Here is a 15,612-nt window from a genome sequence, read left to right as displayed (position 1 = left end):
GTCAGATCACCCACTGGCCGACATCTGGGTCGGCGGGTTTCAACGTTAGGTCGGGACGCACCGTAGGCCCAAGTGCCCGGATGCGATCCTTGATGTGAGCGGGGCGGGGGCCTTCGTCCGTCAGCGTGGCGTCGATGACATAGGCGCCGACAACATGCCGGGCCGCTTCCTCGCGCCGGGCGAGGTCGTCGCCTTGCTCGCCGACATCCACCGCATCCGCGACGCGCCGCGACCAGCCATCGCCGGCCCACCAGATGACATCGCCTGTCGGCAAGTCGTTGCCGGTCAGTATCTTCACGAAAAGCTCTCCACTTGGGCAGCGAACGCCGCCAGCCTGTCCTGCGCATTGCCGTGCAGGACGACGTCGCCCACTACAATCAGCGCGGGGCTCTGTACATGCTCGCGTCCAATCATTCCGCCCAAATCGGCAAGAATGGTGCGGATTGCGCGGCTGTCTCTGCGCGTGCCCTTCTCCAGCACCGCAACGGGAGTAGAGGGGGAGACGCCATCGGCCATCAGCTTGTCTGCAATGTCATTGGCTGTCGCTACGCCCATGTAGATCACCAGCGTTCGCCCAACACCTGCCAGCCCCGACCAATCCTGATCGGCAAGGCCCTTGCACTGGCCCGCAACGAAAGTGACGGCGCTGGACGCATCGCGATGCGTGAGCGGCATTTGCGCCTGCGCTGCGCAGCCGATTGCGGCGCTGATGCCCGGCACGACCTCAACGGGTACGCCGGCCGCGCGGCATTCTTCCGCTTCCTCCCCGCCGCGTCCGAAGATAAAGGGATCGCCGCCCTTCAGCCGGATCACGTCGCGCCCCGAAAGAGCCTCGCGGATCAGCAGGGCATTGATCTCATCCTGCGGCACCGAATGACGGCTACGGCTCTTGGCTACCGACACAAGGCGCGCATCGGGCCGCGCCATCGCCAGGATGGCATCATCCACCAACCCGTCATGCACGATCAACTCCGCCGCGCCGATCAGCCGCGCCGCCCGCAAAGTCAGCAGATCCGGGTCGCCCGGGCCTGCACCTACGAGATAGACTGTTCCGCATTCGACGGGAAAAATGGCAGGGTTCTTGAACACAGCCTCTTTATGGTGATGCTGCTTCGCCAATCCAAATCAGATTGGCTATCGATGGCATAAGCAAATGTTGAACAGTCAGATGGCGCTCGGCGCAGGCTTCGATATGTCTACGGACGCTTTACGTCGGGAAAGTTGCTGGCCAATCTTTATCATGGGCTGCTCGATCAAGTGGAAGGTCAGCGTTGACGCCAATATCCCTATGCCGAGCACCAACAGAGCATATTGCAGGAACACGACCTCGGGCGGTCCGGGCAAAAGCTCAACCACGCCTCTTGTGAAATGAATGACAGCGAAATGAACCAGATAGAGGCTGAAACTGATTTTCCCCAGATAACTCAGACCTGCGCCCTCGAAGATCCGGCTGCCGGAAACAGCAGCAAAGAAAACAATCCCGGCCAAATGTAGGATGTTGTGACACCGTTTCGTAAGATGCCGATGTCGCAAATCCCCACGAGGAAAAGGACTAACGCAGAAACCCATAAGCCTGCCGTTGCTGTTCTGGGATCCAATCGATCGACCCGGCTATCCCTCAACAAAAAGAATAAAGTAATTCCGAGCAGAAAAGCCGGCAGGCTCGTGATAAACCCGAAGTGGGAAAAGGGCGCGGCCACATCACCCAAAAACCTGGCCCCCGCAAAAGACACGATAGTTGCTACACCTAATGCGATCAGCGATCGATTGAGGGTCGTTAGGCAAGCAAGTATGAGTGGAAACGTCGCGTAGAACAGAGCTTCCGCAGCAATGCTCCAACCGCCGGGAACGACACTATTGATGCTGGAAAAAGTAAAGCCGTGCAGGAACGTCAGCGTGAGGCCGACATCAATCAAGGTGAATTTGCCATGCTCACCTGTCGCTTCGGCAAGCAAAGAGTAACCGACAATGGCAAGATAGAACATGGGCGCTATACGAAAAAAGCGCCGAACGTAAAAACTCCTGGGATCGAACGCCTTATAACGATAGGCGAAGGAAAGTGTCAGCGCACTCACAATGAAGAAGAGTTGTACACCGCGAAATCCATGAGCAGTAAAACGCGCAGCCCAGGGCGATAAACCATGCACCATCTGACCAACGTGAATCATCACGACGCCAATGATTGCCATTCCACGTAAGCCATCTAGATACGCGACGCGCTGCATCTTTGTTACCCCCCGGTATTCCAAAGTTTACGAGCGGTGCATGAATATTCTTCCCGTTACAACATCTATCTTCGAGCAGGAGCGGGCTTCAGTCCCCCATCGCCGCCACGTCGACTTCCTTGAGGCCCACACCCATCGTCGCGCGCGGCTGTTCGGATTCCGACGATACCACCGGATAGGCGCAGTAATCCGCGGCATAGTAGGCACTGGCGCGGTGATTGCCCGACAGGCCGACGCCCCCGAAAGGCGCGGCCGACGAAGCGCCGTTGGTCGGGCGGTTCCAGTTGACGATGCCCGCCCGCACATTCGCCCAGAATTGCTCGTATTGCTCGGGCGACCCTCCGATCAGGGATGCGGACAGGCCGTAGCGCGTGTTGTTGGCTTCGGCGATGGCGCTCTCGAAATCAGGAACCCGGATCACCTGCAACAGCGGCCCGAACAGTTCGATGTCCGGCCGCTCCCGCATGTCCGTAACATCAATGATGGCCGGCGAGACGAACGGCAGATCCTGATGCGGACGCACCATATGCTTGATCGGCCGCCCCCCGTTGCTCATCAGGATCAGGAAACTGTCGGTAAGTCCGTCCGCCGCCTCATTATCGATGACCGGCCCCATATAAGGCTGCGGGTCGGAGTGGGGGTGATCGACGATCATGCGGTCGGCCAGCTTCTTCACTTCCTTCAGCAGCGGACCGGCCAGACTATCGCGCACGATCAGCCGCTTCGCGGCAGTGCAGCGCTGCCCGGCGGAGAGGAAAGCCGATTGGGCGACGAGCACGGCGGCGCTCGGGATATCGGGCGTGTCCCACACGATGATCGGATTGTTGCCGCCCATCTCCAGCGCGAGGATTTTGTCAGGCTGTCCGGCAAAGGCCTTGTTGATGGCGATGCCGGTTGAGGCCGATCCCGTGAACAGGATTCCGCTGACATCGGAATGCGCGGTCAGCGCCCTGCCTTCGTCCGGGCCGCCGACGATCAGCCGGACCAGATCCTCGGGCACGCCGGCCTGATGATAGAGGTCGACCAGCATCGCGCCGACCGCCGGGGTCTTCTCGGACGGCTTGAAGACCACGGCATTGCCAGCGATCAAGGCCGGAACGATGTGGCCGTTGGGCAGATGCGCGGGGAAATTATACGGCCCCAGCACCGCCATGACGCCATGCGGTTTGTGCCGTACGGCCTGCTTCATGCCCATCGCGCCGTCCAGCCGCTTCATGCCGGTACGCTCGGAATAGGCGGCGATGGATATGTCCACCTTGCCGATCACCGCCGCGACTTCCGTCCGAGCATCCCACAGGGGCTTGCCCGTCTCGCGCGCGATCAGGTCAGTCAGCGCGTCTTCCTTGGCACGCACGGCATTGGCGAAGCGCCGCATCGTTTCGATCCGGATGGCGAGCGGCTTTGCGGCCCACAATGGCCAGGCTTCACGCGCACGCGCCACTTCGGCGGCGACATCGCTCAGCGGCTGCTCCCACAGCAGGGCGCCGGTTGCAGGTTCGATGGAAATCAGGGTCGAGGACATCGTGATGATATGGCCCAGATGCAGCGAGGGTTAAAGGGGTGCGAAACCGATGAGGCACCGAGGCTGAACCAATTCGGAACGCGTCGTGGACAGGTACGATGCCATTCCCTCCCCAGATGCAAAACCCGCATCCATTTCGCGGCTTGCGGGCGCTCCCGCATCGGGCGATATGGAGCGCGGCACGGAGGGATCGACATTGGCTGCATTTCGCGACGCTTACTGGTGGTCCAATGACGGCCTGAGACTGCATTACCGCGACTATACAGGCGATGACGAAACACGGCCGCCGCTCCTGTGCCTGCCCGGCCTGACGCGCAATGCCCGCGATTTTGAACCGCTTGCTGAGCGGCTGGCGGGCAATTGGCGGCTGATCTGTCCCGATCTGCGTGGGCGAGCCGAAAGCGCCTATGCCAAAGACCCGATGACCTATGTGCCGCTTACGTATCTGCAGGATCTGGAAAGGCTGCTCACCGATCTTGCGCTGACGCGGTTCGTGGTGGTCGGCACGTCGCTTGGCGGCATCATCGGAATGCTGATGGCGGCGACTCGGCCGGACCGGCTTGCGGGCGCAGTGCTGAACGATGTCGGACCGCTGATCGAGGAGGCCGCCCTCGCGCGCATTCGCGGCTATGTCGGCACGGGCAGCACGCATCCGACCTGGGTCCACGCCGCACGGGCGCTGGCGGAGAACAATGCCGACATCTATCCCGACTATACGCTGGAGGACTGGCTGGGCATGGCCAAGCGCCTCTATCGCCTGAACAGCGGCGGGCGTGTCGTGCTCGATTACGACATGCGCATCGCCGAGCCGTTGCGCGTGCCGGGCGGCGAGGCGGGCGTCGACCTGTGGCCCTCGCTGGCGGGCTTCCGCAATGCGCCGACCCTGATCCTGCGCGGGGAGCTTTCCGATCTTCTGAGCGTCGCGACGGCCGACCGGATGGTTCGGGAGATCGGCGCTACGGCGACGCTGGTCACGGTGCCACGAGTAGGCCATGCTCCCACGCTTGCCGAGCCGGAAGCGGCGGGGGCGATCGACCGACTGCTGGAGCGCATCCTGGCCGATGGATGACCGGCCGCGCCTGCTGCACCTCCACAGCAGTTTCGACCTCGGCGGAAAGGAAGCCCGCGCCGTCCAGTTGATGAACCATTGGGGCGACCGTGTGTCCCATGCGGTGGTAAGTGGCGTCACCGGCGCGATGAGCGCGCGGAACGCCATCGATTCAGGACTCTCGGTGGATTTCCCGGAGGCGCCGCCCTTGCAGGGCCGCCCCGGCCTCTCGAGATTTCGTGCTCTGGCGCGGTATATGCAGGGCTTCGACCTTGTGCTCACCTATAATTGGGGCGCGGTGGACGCCGTGATGGCGCACAGGCTGTTTGGACGCTTCATGAGGCTGCCGCCGCTGATCCATCATGAAGACGGCTTCAGCACCGACGAAGCCGACGGCCTGAAGCGAAATCGCAACCTTTATCGTCGTGTAGGGCTTGCCCGTGCCAACGCGCTGGTCGTGCCGTCGAAGGTTCTGGAACGGATTGCGCTGGAGCAATGGCGTCAGCCCCCCAGCCGCGTTCAGCTCATCCCCAATGGCATCGATGTAAGCCGCTATCTTGCGCCGCCGGACCCCGGCGCGCTGCCCGGTTTCACGCCGGCGCCCGGCAAAGTCGTGGTCGGCACGCTTGCCGGCCTGCGCACGGTCAAGAACATCCCCCGGCTGATCCGCGCCGTCGCGCCGCATCGGGATCGCGTGCAACTCGTGATCGTAGGCGAGGGGCCGGAGCGTGCGGCCATCGAAGGGGAAGCCGTTGCTCAGGGTCTGGACGATATCCACTTCGCGGGCTTTCAGCGGAACCCGTGGCGCTTCATCGGGACGTTCGACATCTTCGCCCTGTCGTCGGACAGCGAGCAGTTTCCGATCTCCCTCGTCGAAGCGATGGCCGCAGGGCTGCCTGTGGTTTCGACAGACGTGGGCGACGTGGCCGCCATGGTGTCGCCGGAAAACCTGCCGTTCATCACTTCGGACGAGTCCCGATATTCGGCCGCCCTCGACTGCCTCGCATCCGACTTGGAGTTGCGCCATATGCTCGGTGCCACGAACCGCGCCCGGGCGCAGGCGCTCTACGGCCAGGACGCGATGTTCGACGCTTATGCGCGCCTCTACGGCATGGCTCTGGCAAGGCCCGGCGTTTTGCGCTAGGGCGCGCCAGATTTTCCGGTCCTCGTGCGCAAAAACTTGGTATAGTAGCCAATATTGCAGTTGGGGCTGCCGGTACTATTTTGGCCCGAAAGTTGGGAGAGTATATTGTTCAAGGGTTTGAAACCCATCGTCTATGGCGGCCGCGAAGTGTGGCCGCTGGTCGAAGGCGGCAAGGGCGTTGCGGTGTCCAACCACATGAGTTCGGGCGCATGGGCGGCTGCGGGCGGAATCGGCACCGTGTCGGCCGTGAACGCGGACAGCTATGATGCGACCGGCAAGATCATCCCCCAGATCTATCACGCCAAGACCCGGCGCGAACGCCACGAGGAACTGATCGCCTACGCCATCGAAGGCGCGGTCGAGCAAGTGAAGCGCGCCTATGAAATTTCCGGCGGCAAGGGCGCGATCAACATCAACGTGTTGTGGGAAATGGGCGGCGCCCAGCGCATCCTGCATGGCGTGCTGGAGCGGACGCGCGGCATGGTCGCAGGCGTCACCTGCGGCGCGGGCATGCCCTACAAGCTCAGCGAAATCGCGGCGTCATATAACGTCAGCTATCTGCCTATCGTGTCCTCGGGCCGCGCTTTCCGCGCCTTGTGGAAACGCGCCTACAGCAAGGCGGCGGAGTTCCTGTCCGCTGTCGTCTACGAAGATCCCTGGCTCGCAGGCGGCCACAACGGCCTCTCTAATGCCGAAGATCCCCGCAAACCCGAGGACCCCTTTCCACGCGTGAAGGCCCTGCGCGACACGATGCGCGAAGGCGGCATTTCGGACGACGTGCCGATCGTCATGGCGGGCGGCGTCTGGCATCTGCGCGACTGGAACGACTGGATCGACAATCCCGAGCTTGGCAATATCGCGTTCCAGTTCGGCACTCGTCCGCTGCTGACGCAGGAAAGCCCGATCCCGCAGGAGTGGAAGGACCGCCTGCCGTTGCTGGAGGAAGGCGACATCCTGCTGCATCGCTTTTCACCCACCGGCTTCTATTCGTCGGCGGTCCGCAATCCGTTCCTGCGCCATCTGGAATCGCGTTCGGAACGGCAGATCGCTTTCAGCCTGGAGCAGGCGGGGGACCACACGCATCAACTCGATGTCGGCGTGAAGGGCAAGAATTTCTGGGTCACGCGCAACGACTTGCTCCGCGCCCGCCAGTGGTTTGGCGAAGGCTTCACCAGCGCCTTGAAGACGCCGGACAACACGCTTGTCTTCGTGACCGAAGACGAGAAGGGCATCATCCGCAAGGATCAGGCGGACTGCATGGGTTGCCTGTCGCAATGCGCCTTCTCAAGCTGGATGGACAGCGACACCAACTCTACCGGGCGTCTCGCCGATCCGCGCAGCTTTTGCATTCAAAAGACGCTGCAGGACATCGCCCATGGCGGTCCCATTGACCAAAACCTGATGTTCGCGGGACATGGCGCCTATCGTTTCGGCAAGGATCCGTTCTATTCCAATGGCTTCGTGCCCACGGTGAAGCAGCTGGTCGACCGCATCCTGACGGGTGAATAGGGCGGTGGCGGATATTCCCGGCTTGGCCGTGCTGCATTACGACACTCCTGATTTTCAGGTGGTGAAGGGCGGCACCTTCGTGCTCTGCGCGATCAGCGGAGAACGGATTCCGCTCGATCGACTGACCTACTGGAGCGCTGAATTTCAGGAAGCCTATCGCGGCGCAGTGGAAGCGACGCAGGGCTTCCTGCGCAAGCGCGGGGTCTAAACCCAGCCTTCCAGCACCTGGTCCGGCGGGCGGTGCCCGTCCACCCAGGTACGGATATTGGCGATCACCTTGGCCCCGGTAGCATCGCGGCCTTCGATGGTGGCCGATCCCACATGCGGCAGCAGCACTACATTGGACAACGCCAGCAGCCGAGGATCGACTGCCGGCTCATGCGCATAGACGTCGAGGCCCGCACCTGCGATCCGCCCCGCCGCGAGCGCGTCCACCAGTGCTGCCTCGTCAGTGATTTCCGCTCGCGAGGTATTGATGAAATAAGCGGATGGCTCGATCAGGCCGATCCGGCGCGCGTCGATCATGCCACGGCTATCGGCATTCAGCGGACAGTTCACCGAAATGATGTCGCTGGTCTCCAGCAGCATGTCGAGTTCGGGATGCCACATCGCACCCGTCTCCCGCTCGACGGCCTCGGGCAGCCTGTGACGATTGTGATAGGATATCGACAGGCCGAACGCGGATGCCCGCCGCGCCACGGCCTGCCCGATCCGGCCCATGCCGATGATCCCCAGGCGCTTGCCGCCGATGCGATGCCCCAGCATCGCTGAAGGACTCCAGCCCGACCATTCGCCGGAGCGCACCAGCTTTTCGCCTTCCGCCAGACGGCGCGGCACCGAGAGGATCAGCGCCATCGTCATGTCGGCCGTGTCTTCGGTGAGCACGCCCGGCGTATTGGTGACGATGATCCCCCTGGCTCGCGCCGCGCGCAAGTCGATATGGTCGACACCACTGCCGAAGCTGGCGATCAACTGCAGCCGGTCGGAAGCAAGCGCGATCAGGTCCGGTTCCAGATGATCGGTCACGGTGGGCACCAGCACGTCGCACCGAGTCATGGCCTCGGCCAGTTCTTCGCGCGTCATCGGCACATCATTCGACCGCAACCGCGTATCGAACAGTTCGCTCATCCGGCTCTCCACGGATGCAGGCAGACGCCGGGTCACGATGACGGTGGGTTTTGCCGGACGAGGTCTTTTGGCCATCCCTTGCCGCTATGCCCGGCGCGGACGGAGGTCAAGCGGATATGGCGGACGCTGCACAGCATGGTTGAACCTTGGGGCGCGGAGTGGCAATCAGGCGGCACGAACGGAATATGTCGAGGACGCCGATAATGCTGCGAGGAAAATGGGCGCACGACTTTTTGATTGCGGCGTTGGCCGTTGCGGTGATGCAGGTCGGCCCAGCCGTTGCCAGTCCGCGCAAGGCAGTACCCTACTGGGCTTCGATCTCCGAACCGGAAGCGCGGATGCGGGTCGGCCCGAACCTGGATTATCCGAGCAACTGGATCTACCGCCGCCGCGACTTGCCGGTGAAGGTGGTGCAAGTGCTGGGCAACTGGCGCAAGATCGAGGATAGTGCGGGAACGCAGGGCTGGATGCACGTACGCCTGTTGAGCGACGCGCCGACTGCGATCGTGATGGGCGGTGTCACGGAGATGCGCGGGAAGCCCAGCGATGAGGCCAGGCTGCTCTATCGCGTGGAACCAGGAGTAGTCGGCCGCATTTCGGACTGTGGATCGGGATGGTGCGCGCTGAATGTCGGCGGACGCAAAGGCTTCATTCGCGCAAGCAGCCTCTGGGGCGCCGTGCAATAGGGGAGGCCCGCGTCGTTGCGCTTCCCTCCACCTCAGACTGAGAGATATGTCTTTGAGTTTCAAGGCTGTACCGCATCTCCTCTTCGCATTTCTCGTGCTTTTCGCTCCCCATGTTTCAGCCCGCGAAAGGACCGCTCCCGGCATTGTCCGCGTCAGGCTGGTGACATCGAGCGGCCCCATCGTGTTGGCGCTGGATTCGCGGAGAGCGCCGCGTACTACGGCTAACTTCATGGCCTATGTGGATGACGGACGGTTCGACGGCACGACCTTCTACCGCGCAGCGCGGCGCAAGGCCCTGCCGGGCCGCGGGCTCATCCAGGCTGGCATTCGAACCAATGCGCGGCGCAGCCTGCCGCCGGTCGCCCACGAACCGACCAGCGTCACCGGCATCCGTCATCTGGACGGGACAGTCTCCATGGCGCGCGGGGGCGAGCCGGGCACGGCGATGGGCAACTTCTTCATTACCATCGGCCCCATCGCCAGCATGGATGCGCGCGGCGAATATCCCGGCTATGCCGCGTTCGGCCACGTCGCGTCCGGCATGGACGTCGTGCGCAAGATACTGGCCGAGCCGACGGGCGGCGGCGAAGGCCCGATGCGCGGACAGATGATCCTGAAGCCCATAACGATCATCCGCGCCGAACGACTGGATGGCCGCCCCAGGCCCACCGGCGGGCCAAAGCCCTGGCTGATCGAAATACCCTTGAGCAAGAAGCCGCGCTAGGCCGTCATGCTGAGCGCCACGGCTTCGGCGACCTTGATCCCGTCCACTGCCGCCGAGAGAATGCCGCCCGCATAGCCTGCGCCTTCGCCTGCGGGGTAGAGGCCGGCCGTATTGAGGCTCTGGAGATCCTTGCCCCGCGTGATGCGAATGGGCGAGGAGGTGCGAGTCTCCACGCCCGTCATCATCGCGTCGGGATGCGCGTAGCCGGGGATTTGCCGACCGAACACCGGCAACGCTTCCCGCATCGCCTCGATCACGAAGTCGGGGAGGCATTGCGCAAGATCGGTCAACGTCACGCCCGGCTTGTAGGAGGGCACCACCTCGCCAAGCGTCGTTGAAGGGCGGCCCGCAAGGAAGTCGCCAAGCTTCTGTCCCGGCGCGGCATAGCTGGACCCGCCCGCGACGAAAGCGAGCGACTCCCAGTGCTGCTGCAGCGCAATCCCCGCCAGCGGCCCTTGCGGATAGTCCCGCGCCGGATCGATGCCCACGACCAGCCCGGAGTTGGCGTTGAACTCCTGCCGCGAATATTGGCTCATCCCGTTCGTCGCCACGCGCCCGACTTCCGACGTGGCCGCCACCACGCGCCCGCCCGGACACATGCAGAAGCTGTAGACTGTCCGTCCATTCGCGCAGTGATGCGACAGGCTGTAGGCCGCGGCGCCCAGATCGGGATGCCCTGCACAGGCGCCGAACCGCGCCTTGTCGATCCAGGATTGCGGATGCTCGATTCGGACGCCGAGGGAGAACGGCTTGGGCTCGATGAACACGCCCCGCTCGTGCAGCATGTGGAAGGTATCGCGCGCGCTATGCCCCACCGCCAGCACGACATGGTCGGCTTCCAGATAATCGCCGGTGTGAAGCTGAAGGCCCCGAACCCGGCGCGTACCGTCCGGCTGGACGTCCGTATCGATGTCCTCGACCCGGTTGCCGAACCGATATTCGCCGCCCAGGCTTTCGATCGTCGCGCGGATGCTCTCGACCATCGTCACGAGGCGGAAGGTGCCGATATGCGGATGCGCTTCGGTCAGGATTTCCGGCGGTGCGCCCGCCTTCACGAACTCGGTCAGCACCTTGCGGCCCAGGAAACGCGGATCCTTGATCTGGCTGTACAGCTTGCCGTCCGAGAATGTGCCCGCGCCGCCTTCCCCGAACTGCACGTTGGATTCCGGATCGAGCACGCCGCGCCGCCATAGCCCCCAGGTGTCCTTGGTCCGTTCCCGCACCACCTTGCCACGATCGACGATGATCGGGCGGAACCCCATCTGCGCCAGGATCAGCCCGGCGAACAGCCCGCAAGGCCCGGTGCCGATGACGACCGGGCGCGGTCGGCCGGGCGGGGGCGAGGCGCCGGTCACGAAGCGGTATGTGGTATCGGGCGTCAGCCGCACATGGCCGTCGCTCGCGCACTTGGCCAGCACCGCAGCCTCATCCGCCACCGTCACATCGACCGAATAGACCATCAGGATCGCCGACTTGCGTCGCGCGTCATTGGCGCGTCGCGCGATGCTGTAGTCCAGCAGGTCCTCAGCCGCGATGTCCAGCCGCGCCAATATGGCCTGGCGCAGTGCCTCGGGCGGATGATCCAGCGGGAGCTTCAATTCGGTGACGCGCAACATGGCGTCGCTTTAGCGGGGATGCCTGCGCCGCGCCAGCGGCGGTGCAGCAGGATGCGCACAAGAAAAGGGCGGCCCCGCGGGACCGCCCTCTCATGTTCGTACGTCCATGAAGGACGCGCGACGCGATCTGAATTACTTCAGTTCGACGGTCGCACCGGCTTCTTCGAGCTGCTTCTTGACCTTCTCGGCCTCGTCCTTGCTCACGCCTTCCTTGATCGCCTTGGGAGCCGACTCAACCAGCGTCTTCGCTTCGGTCAGGCCGAGACCGGTGAGGGCGCGGACTTCCTTGATGACGTTGATCTTCTTGCCGCCATCGTTGACGAGAACGACGTCGAATTCGGTCTGCTCTTCAACAGCCGGGCCAGCAGCGGCAGCAGCCGGGCCAGCAACGGCAACAGCAGCGGCAGCCGAAACGCCCCACTTTTCTTCCAGAGCCTTCGACAGGTCGGCGGCTTCGAGAACGGTCAGGGCCGAAAGCTGATCGACCAGTGCATTGATGTCTGCCATGTTACTTCACATTACCTTTCTGGGCGGAGGCTTGAGGCCCCCTTAAACTAGAGTATTTTCGAACGATCGGAGGGGAGATCCGCTTACGCGGCATCCTTCTCCGCATAGGCGTTGAAGACGCGCGCCAACTGCGAAGCCGGGGTCTGGATGACCGTTGCGAGCTTGGTTGCCGGAGCTTGGATAAGCCCGATAATCTTCGCGCGCAGTTCGTCCAGGGACGGCATCGATGCGAGGGCTTTGACACCTTCCGCATCGAGCAGCATGCTGCCCATCGCACCGCCAACGATCTCAAGCTTGTCGTTGGTCTTGGCGAATTCGATCGCTATCTTTGCAGCAGCGACCGGATCGGCCGAGGTGGCCAGCGCAACCGGACCAGTCAGCAGATCGCTGAGTTGTTCGTATTGCGTGTCCTTCAGCGCGATCCTGGCGAGGCGGTTCTTCGTAACCTTGAAGGACGCACCGGCGTCACGCATTTTCTGCCGCAGGTCCGTCGACTGAGCGACGGTCATACCGAGGTTGCGTGTGACCACGACAACGCCGATTTCGGCAAAAGTAGCGTGCAGCGTGGTGACGACCTCGGATTTTTGATTACGATCCATGCCATTCTCCACTTCAAATCTCCCGGACTATCCGGAAGACGGCAAAACCCGCATGACGACGCGAACGCCGAAAGACGGGGCATTAGTCCGAAGGGGAGAGGTCGCCGGCCCGTATCGTTCGTTTGAAGGAACATGGGCAGACCCGGTGTGCACAAAGCACCCGGCAAAGAACTTTTCCCCGTCTAGGCTGGACATTAAGAGAGGCAAATTCCCCTCACCAACTGTCTCGGACGGACGCATCCCGAAAGATGCGGTGGCGGGCCGATAGCGGAAACCGGGGGGGATGTCACGGGGTTTTTGAGGATGCGGGAACCACCGCCAGTCGACATTCCCCCTGTCCTACAGCGCTTCGCCCGCGCTACACTCCCCGTTCGAGCCTTTAGCGTGCCGCCCTGTCAGCAGTCCGTCCGGCGTGCAATTCCTCAGGGGGCTTCGGCTGGCCTGAACTTATGTGGTGGAGAGGAGATGATGATGCACCAAGCCAGCAACTTTAGTCCGAGCACGGTCGTCGCTCTTAAGCCGCTGCCCGAACTGTCCAGCCAACCCCCGCACACCGAAAGGACCCCAGGTGGGGGGTGACGTAGTGTCACCTTTGTCACCTTCCGGCCCAACACGCGCTTCTCGGCGGCGTATGGCGCCAGCTATCCGACGCGCTCCGCGGACCATTGCGCGATGCCCTTGCGCGCGTCCTGCACGAAGCGCGAACGGCGCACGCCTTCAAGGAACAGGTTGCCGACGATCTTGCCGACGATGCCGACGGGCCGCTTGAACTGAATCAGCAGGACGATGCGCGTCTCGTCGGTCTCGTTCAGCACTTCATGATCGTAGCAATCGTCGAAGATCAACGCCTTGCCCTCGGTCCAGTGTACCCATTGATCGACCACGCGCATCCGGCACTTCTCCTTCTCGCGCGGCACCTGGATGCCCAAGTGACAGGTCAGGAACGCCTTGGTCACGCCGGTGTGCGGCGGAATGTGCGTGCCGGGCACCAGCACGGAGAAGAAGGCGGAATTGAGGCCGGGAATACGCTCGATGATCTCCGTGGTCTTCGGACATTTGGCGCAGTTCGCGTCGTCGCGATACCGATAGCCGATCAGGAAGAACGAGCGCCACCGGCCCGCGGGGGCGATGCGGCGGTGATCGGGGGAAATGGTGGCGAGCGGCGGCACCTTCTCCAGATCCTGCAAGGCAGCGGCCGCCTCCGTCCGGATCGTATCCCAGTGCGACTCCAGTTCCTTAACCCACGGGAACTGGGCGGTGTCGTAGACCGGCGGGTCGCCGAGCTTTGCAGAATTGGCGATCCAGCGGTTCGTCTTGGGCTGCATCCACTTGCCGAAGCGCATGATGAGGGGCTTCTTCGGCACCAGCTTCGAGCTTGGAGCAAGCGTTGCATCCATTGCATCGGGAATGGCAAGACCTGCACGCGGCGCATTCTTGTTGGGAAGACGATGGGAGTCAGTCACACGGAATCCATGTAGCGGGATTGATGTACGTTGACGCCGTTAACGGCTGCGGGCCGATTTCGCCACTGTATAACGGCGAGTAAGTGGCAGGCATCTCTGTGGCGGCTGATTTCTGTTGAAGTTGAGCGGAACAGAAGATGTAATAAAGTGTAACCTCACCAATCCGGGGTTGAAGCGCCATAAGCCTTCATCCAGACAACGATCGCCTTTCTCCATCAAGTAGACAATGACATTGCGCCAGCGAACAGACCGGTCGACATTCGGCCAACTTGCCTTCATGGCTTCAGCCTCCGCCTTGGTCCTCTCCGCTTGCAGTGGCGGGGAAGACGGTAGGGAAAAGCGAACGCCCCCGGTTCCGCAAGTCGGCTTCGTCGTAGTCCGCCATGCCAACGTTCCGCTGAACGTCGAACTCACCGGCCGGGTGGCGGCATTCCAGATGTCCGAAGTTCGTCCGCAGGTGAGTGGGATCATCCGGCGGCGGTTCTTCACCGAAGGCTCTCTCGTGCGTGCCGGACAGACCCTATACGAGATCGACCCGCGTCTCTATCGCGCTGCCGCCAACGAAGCGCAGGCGAACCTCGCCAGTGCCCAGGCCAATGCGGAGGCGACGCGGGTTCGGGCGGAGCGCTACCGCCCGCTGGCAGAGGCAGAGGCCGTCAGCAAGCAGGACTATACCGACGCCGCCGCACAGGCGCGACAGGCGAGTGCGGCGGTCGCGCAGGGCCGCGCCCAGTTGGAGACCGCCCGTATCAACTTGCGCTTCACCAGCGTTCCCGCTCCGATCTCCGGGCGGATCGGGCGATCGCTGTTCACCGAAGGGGCGCTCGTCACGAGCAATCAGGCCGATCCGTTGACGGTTATCCAGCGGCTCGATCCCATCTTCGTGGACATTCAGCAATCGAGCGCCGACCTGCTCGCCCTTCGACGGTCGCTGGCAGGGCAGGGGGCGGTGCCGTCCACGGCTTCGGTCAAGCTGATCCTTGAAGACGGCAGCGAATATGCGCAGACGGGCACGGTGCAGTTTTCCGAAGTCATGGTGAACGCCAGTACCGGCACCGTCACCCTGCGCGCCCGCTTCGCCAATCCGCAGGGGCTGCTGCTGCCCGGCATGTTCGTGCGGGCACGCTTTGCCCAGTCGATCAACACCAACGCCATACTCGTTCCGCAACCCGCGCTCAGCCGTACGACGAGGGGCGCGGCGAGTGTCTTTGTGGTAGGGCCAGGCAACAAGGCGGTTCAGCGCTCCGTGACGGCCGAGAGGACGCAGGGCCCGAACTGGGTGGTCACTCAAGGCCTCAAGCCCGGAGAGAAAGTCATCATCCAGGGCCTCGCCAACGTGAAGCCGAACGCCCCCATCCGGCCTGTGCCCGCCAGCAGCCCCCAGCGTGTCGCTCCGCCGCCGCAAGGCGCTCCTGCGGGACAACAGGGCAAGGGCGGCTGA

General features: G+C 63.0%; 17 protein-coding genes. 7 read left to right on the top strand and 10 right to left on the bottom strand.

Annotated elements, in window-relative coordinates; translation table 11 throughout:
• Position 1: 1 nt before the first annotated feature.
• The 5 genes from QHC67_RS08280 to astD form a co-directional block, all read right to left on the bottom strand.
• Positions 2–298 (bottom strand): DUF2849 domain-containing protein, encoded by a 297-nt coding sequence (locus tag QHC67_RS08280; protein ID WP_319293116.1) that lies wholly within the window; start codon positions 296–298, stop codon positions 2–4.
• Positions 295–1,071, bottom strand: a complete 777-nt coding sequence (gene cobA / locus QHC67_RS08275) for a uroporphyrinogen-III C-methyltransferase (protein WP_319293204.1) — start codon at positions 1,069–1,071, stop codon at positions 295–297. The genes QHC67_RS08280 and cobA overlap by 4 nt, the downstream gene beginning before the upstream one ends.
• A 93-nt stretch (positions 1,072–1,164) precedes the next feature.
• Positions 1,165–1,488: a hypothetical protein gene (locus QHC67_RS08270; protein WP_319293114.1), complete on the bottom strand. Its 324-nt coding sequence runs from the start codon at positions 1,486–1,488 to the stop codon at positions 1,165–1,167.
• Positions 1,425–2,189 carry an acyltransferase gene (locus QHC67_RS08265; RefSeq protein ID WP_319293112.1) on the bottom strand — a complete coding sequence of 255 codons (765 nt, stop codon included), beginning with the start codon at positions 2,187–2,189 and terminating at the stop codon, positions 1,425–1,427. The genes QHC67_RS08270 and QHC67_RS08265 overlap by 64 nt, the downstream gene beginning before the upstream one ends.
• Before the next feature lie 124 nt (positions 2,190–2,313).
• Positions 2,314–3,747 (bottom strand): succinylglutamate-semialdehyde dehydrogenase, encoded by a 1,434-nt coding sequence (astD, locus tag QHC67_RS08260; protein WP_319293110.1) that lies wholly within the window; start codon positions 3,745–3,747, stop codon positions 2,314–2,316.
• Between the two features lie 169 nt (positions 3,748–3,916).
• On the opposite strand from astD, the gene QHC67_RS08255 reads away from it, so the two are divergent.
• The 4 genes from QHC67_RS08255 to QHC67_RS08240 all read left to right on the top strand — a co-directional run bounded on the left by QHC67_RS08255 (position 3,917) and on the right by QHC67_RS08240 (position 7,656).
• The gene (locus QHC67_RS08255) at positions 3,917–4,816 is read left to right on the top strand and encodes an alpha/beta fold hydrolase (protein WP_413818511.1); all 900 of its coding nucleotides are present in this window, start codon (positions 3,917–3,919) and stop codon (positions 4,814–4,816) included.
• Positions 4,809–5,939, top strand: coding sequence for a glycosyltransferase (locus QHC67_RS08250; protein WP_319293108.1), 1,131 nt, complete (start codon positions 4,809–4,811; stop codon positions 5,937–5,939). Before QHC67_RS08255 ends, QHC67_RS08250 begins: the two co-directional genes overlap by 8 nt.
• 105 nt (positions 5,940–6,044) lie before the next feature.
• Positions 6,045–7,448 carry an NAD(P)H-dependent flavin oxidoreductase gene (locus QHC67_RS08245; RefSeq protein ID WP_319293106.1) on the top strand — a complete coding sequence of 468 codons (1,404 nt, stop codon included), beginning with the start codon at positions 6,045–6,047 and terminating at the stop codon, positions 7,446–7,448.
• Positions 7,449–7,452: 4 nt separating this feature from the next.
• Positions 7,453–7,656, top strand: a complete 204-nt coding sequence (locus QHC67_RS08240; protein ID WP_319293104.1) for a DUF2093 domain-containing protein — start codon at positions 7,453–7,455, stop codon at positions 7,654–7,656.
• Here QHC67_RS08240 and QHC67_RS08235 read toward each other — a convergent pair.
• Positions 7,653–8,651: a D-glycerate dehydrogenase gene (locus tag QHC67_RS08235; protein WP_319293102.1), complete on the bottom strand. Its 999-nt coding sequence runs from the start codon at positions 8,649–8,651 to the stop codon at positions 7,653–7,655. The two genes, QHC67_RS08240 and QHC67_RS08235, sit on opposite strands and share 4 nt — an antisense overlap.
• A gap of 128 nt (positions 8,652–8,779) precedes the next feature.
• On the opposite strand from QHC67_RS08235, the gene QHC67_RS08230 reads away from it, so the two are divergent.
• Positions 8,780–9,262, top strand: coding sequence for an SH3 domain-containing protein (locus tag QHC67_RS08230; RefSeq protein ID WP_413818509.1), 483 nt, complete (start codon positions 8,780–8,782; stop codon positions 9,260–9,262).
• Between the two features lie 46 nt (positions 9,263–9,308).
• Positions 9,309–9,986, top strand: coding sequence for a peptidylprolyl isomerase (locus QHC67_RS08225; protein ID WP_319293100.1), 678 nt, complete (start codon positions 9,309–9,311; stop codon positions 9,984–9,986).
• On the opposite strand, the gene QHC67_RS08220 is transcribed toward QHC67_RS08225, so the two are convergent.
• From QHC67_RS08220 to QHC67_RS08205, 4 genes are all read right to left on the bottom strand, one after another.
• Entirely contained in the window at positions 9,983–11,602 is a 1,620-nt protein-coding gene (locus QHC67_RS08220; RefSeq protein ID WP_319293098.1) for an NAD(P)/FAD-dependent oxidoreductase, read from the bottom strand. The genes QHC67_RS08225 and QHC67_RS08220 overlap by 4 nt on opposite strands.
• A gap of 132 nt (positions 11,603–11,734) precedes the next feature.
• Positions 11,735–12,109: a 50S ribosomal protein L7/L12 gene (gene rplL / locus QHC67_RS08215; RefSeq protein WP_319293096.1), complete on the bottom strand. Its 375-nt coding sequence runs from the start codon at positions 12,107–12,109 to the stop codon at positions 11,735–11,737.
• Between the two features lie 83 nt (positions 12,110–12,192).
• Complete coding sequence (gene rplJ, locus QHC67_RS08210) at positions 12,193–12,708, bottom strand: 50S ribosomal protein L10 (protein ID WP_319293198.1); 516 nt, start codon at positions 12,706–12,708, stop codon at positions 12,193–12,195.
• Between the two features lie 641 nt (positions 12,709–13,349).
• The gene (locus QHC67_RS08205) at positions 13,350–14,171 is read right to left on the bottom strand and encodes an aspartyl/asparaginyl beta-hydroxylase domain-containing protein (RefSeq protein ID WP_319293094.1); all 822 of its coding nucleotides are present in this window, start codon (positions 14,169–14,171) and stop codon (positions 13,350–13,352) included.
• Between the two features lie 277 nt (positions 14,172–14,448).
• On the opposite strand from QHC67_RS08205, the gene QHC67_RS08200 reads away from it, so the two are divergent.
• Complete coding sequence (locus QHC67_RS08200) at positions 14,449–15,612, top strand: efflux RND transporter periplasmic adaptor subunit (protein ID WP_319293092.1); 1,164 nt, start codon at positions 14,449–14,451, stop codon at positions 15,610–15,612.

This window comes from Sphingobium sp. (assembly GCF_033795625.1).
Classification (GTDB): Bacteria; Pseudomonadota; Alphaproteobacteria; order Sphingomonadales; family Sphingomonadaceae; genus Sphingobium.
The sequence above is the reverse complement of the archived record's forward strand: the minus strand, read 5'-3'. Positions and strand labels throughout refer to the sequence as shown.

What these genes read in the sequence shown, in the direction of transcription:
- QHC67_RS08265 (WP_319293112.1), bottom strand. Translation starts at nt 2,189, where the DNA reads ATGGCAATCATTGGCGTCGTGATGATTCACGTTGGTCAGATGGTGCAT.
- astD (WP_319293110.1), bottom strand. Translation starts at nt 3,747, where the DNA reads ATGTCCTCGACCCTGATTTCCATCGAACCTGCAACCGGCGCCCTGCTG.
- QHC67_RS08255 (WP_413818511.1), top strand. Translation starts at nt 3,917, where the DNA reads ATGGAGCGCGGCACGGAGGGATCGACATTGGCTGCATTTCGCGACGCT.
- QHC67_RS08250 (WP_319293108.1), top strand. Translation starts at nt 4,809, where the DNA reads ATGGATGACCGGCCGCGCCTGCTGCACCTCCACAGCAGTTTCGACCTC.
- QHC67_RS08235 (WP_319293102.1), bottom strand. Translation starts at nt 8,651, where the DNA reads ATGGCCAAAAGACCTCGTCCGGCAAAACCCACCGTCATCGTGACCCGG.
- QHC67_RS08230 (WP_413818509.1), top strand. Translation starts at nt 8,780, where the DNA reads ATGCTGCGAGGAAAATGGGCGCACGACTTTTTGATTGCGGCGTTGGCC.
- QHC67_RS08225 (WP_319293100.1), top strand. Translation starts at nt 9,309, where the DNA reads ATGTCTTTGAGTTTCAAGGCTGTACCGCATCTCCTCTTCGCATTTCTC.
- QHC67_RS08220 (WP_319293098.1), bottom strand. Translation starts at nt 11,602, where the DNA reads ATGTTGCGCGTCACCGAATTGAAGCTCCCGCTGGATCATCCGCCCGAG.
- rplL (WP_319293096.1), bottom strand. Translation starts at nt 12,109, where the DNA reads ATGGCAGACATCAATGCACTGGTCGATCAGCTTTCGGCCCTGACCGTT.
- rplJ (WP_319293198.1), bottom strand. Translation starts at nt 12,708, where the DNA reads ATGGATCGTAATCAAAAATCCGAGGTCGTCACCACGCTGCACGCTACT.
- QHC67_RS08200 (WP_319293092.1), top strand. Translation starts at nt 14,449, where the DNA reads ATGGCTTCAGCCTCCGCCTTGGTCCTCTCCGCTTGCAGTGGCGGGGAA.